Origin of the sequence: Roseibium sp. TrichSKD4, from assembly GCF_000148725.1 — a bacterium.
Classification (GTDB): Bacteria; Pseudomonadota; Alphaproteobacteria; order Rhizobiales; family Stappiaceae; genus Roseibium.
On sequence record NZ_GL476305.1, the window covers coordinates 1 to 1,995 of the forward strand.

Here is a 1,995-nt window from a genome sequence, read left to right on the forward strand (position 1 = left end):
GCCAGAGAGGGATTTGAGGTGAACCACAAGAAGCTCTCCGGATCTATCGGGAAGAAGGGCTTGCGATGCGCAGGAGGCGGTCGCGCAAGCGAGCTCTTGGCACGCGTCGGCCAATTCTGGTTCTGACAAGGTCAATCGGCGGTGGAGCCTGGACTTCGTCTCCGATGCTTTGTCGGACGGCCTGCGGTTCCGCGTGTTGTGTGTAGTTGATGACTGCACCCGAGAGGCTCTGGCGACCATTGTTGACCGGTCACTGTCTGGCGCGCGAACTCGACACCGTGATCAGGCAACGCAGCAAGCCGGAAATGATTGTCTCTGACAATGGAACGGAAATGACCTCCCATGCCGTGTTGGCCTGGTGTCAGGATACCGGCATCAAATGGCACTACATCGCACCAGGAAAACCAATGCAGAACGCCTTTGTGGAAAGCTTCAACGGGCGTCTTCGGGACGAGTGTTTGAATGAAAATCTCTTTTCCAACCTGGCCGAGGCGAAAACCATCATCGAGAACTGGAGGAAGGACTACAACACAACAAGGCCACACACATCTCTGGGTGGGATTGCTCCGGCCGACTACGCAAGACAACTCATCGCAAACCGGCCTGCTTCGCTTGAGCTACGCAATGGCTCCGCTCAGCAGGCCTTGACCACAAACCAAACATCAGAAACAAACGTGAACGGATCCTACGCTTAAACGGCCCGGATCAGGGGCAGGGTCACAAGAGAGATAGATATTAATTCAGACATGCTTCAAAGTTGGTGGAATACCTTGTCCGGACATCAAGCTTCGATAAAGGGTCTCATAATTCTCAATGCACTTGTCATAAGAAAATTTACTGATTAGTTGCTCACGACCGGCTTTCCCCATGCTGCGACGTATCTCAGGATCCGCAAGCCGTACAATTGCTTCGGCCAAGGCAGGTGGATTGTGCGGTGGCACAAGAATTCCTGTCTCACCGTCTTTTATCGCTTCAGCTGCCCCCCCAACCCGCGTCACGATGACGGGGAGCTGTGCGGCCATATATTCTAGGATACTGTTGGAAAAGCCTTCCTCATGCGAGGCAAGCACTCCAATATCGGCGATTTTCAGAAAGCGTTCGACATCGGCCCGACGCCCCAGCCAAACTATACGGTCAGAAATGCCGAGCTTTTCAGCATGGGCTTGCAGCTCGCCAAGGATTCCAGAATCTCCTCCGATACACAATAGGTGCCATGGAATATTGCGGTCCACAAGGGCTAGGGCGTCAATGAGGTCGCGGTGTCCTTTGTAAGGAATGAGATTAGCTACCTTGACAAGAACAAGAGCATCATTTGGAAGCTCAAGAAGATCTCGACGACTGTTCTTGTCCGGGGCAATCGCAAGTTCGCCGGGTGCAAGTGCGTTATAGATGAGCCCCAGTTTTGACTCTGCTACACCCTCAGAACGCAAATCCTTGATAACCTCTAAGGAGTTTCCCAATACCGCCGTCATGAAACGATGCAGAACGCGCTCGATTTTCGCTACATAAAGGTATTTGGACTGATAGAAGTTGCGGCTTCGACGACTCATCACATGTGTTCGAATGCCAAGGAGCAATGCGCATGGTGCTCCGATCATATATGCCTGTGGTAGGAAATAATGCACGATTTTTGGGCGTTCCACCAGAAGATGGCAAACGAGGGCTGAGACGGCACCGAGTTGGCGAATGCTTCGGTAAAATCTGCCAGTGTTTTTCTTTGGTCCTAGCCAGCTTGATCGAACCTTCACACCTTTCGCACGTAACTCATCAGCTTGTGCCCCTGGATGCGAGAGTGTGAATACTGTTATATCCCAAGTCTTGGCTAGCCCAGGTAGAATGCGCACGAGATGACGTTCGGCTCCGCCGTAATCCAAACTCCCGATCACGAAAAGCAAACGACTCTTCATTAGTGTGTTCCCGCTGGTCTAGAAATCCAAAGCAAGCGTTCGTGAAAGAGTTCAGCCACATTTTGTAAGTCGTATTGGTCTCTGGCGC

1 protein-coding gene and 1 pseudogene are annotated in these 1,995 nt (G+C 52.0%); one reads left to right on the top strand and one right to left on the bottom strand.

Annotated features, from left to right (window positions below; genetic code table 11):
- Positions 1–695, top strand: a pseudogene (locus TRICHSKD4_RS27955) (IS3 family transposase); the annotation flags it as partial.
- 45 nt (positions 696–740) lie between these two features.
- Here TRICHSKD4_RS27955 and TRICHSKD4_RS04810 read toward each other — a convergent pair.
- Positions 741–1,907 (bottom strand): glycosyltransferase, encoded by a 1,167-nt coding sequence (locus TRICHSKD4_RS04810; RefSeq protein ID WP_009466319.1) that lies wholly within the window; start codon positions 1,905–1,907, stop codon positions 741–743.
- Positions 1,908–1,995 lie beyond the last annotated feature (88 nt).

Coding starts and splice junctions, on each gene's coding strand:
- TRICHSKD4_RS04810 (WP_009466319.1), bottom strand. CDS start 1,907: ATGAAGAGTCGTTTGCTTTTCGTGATCGGGAGTTTGGATTACGGCGGA.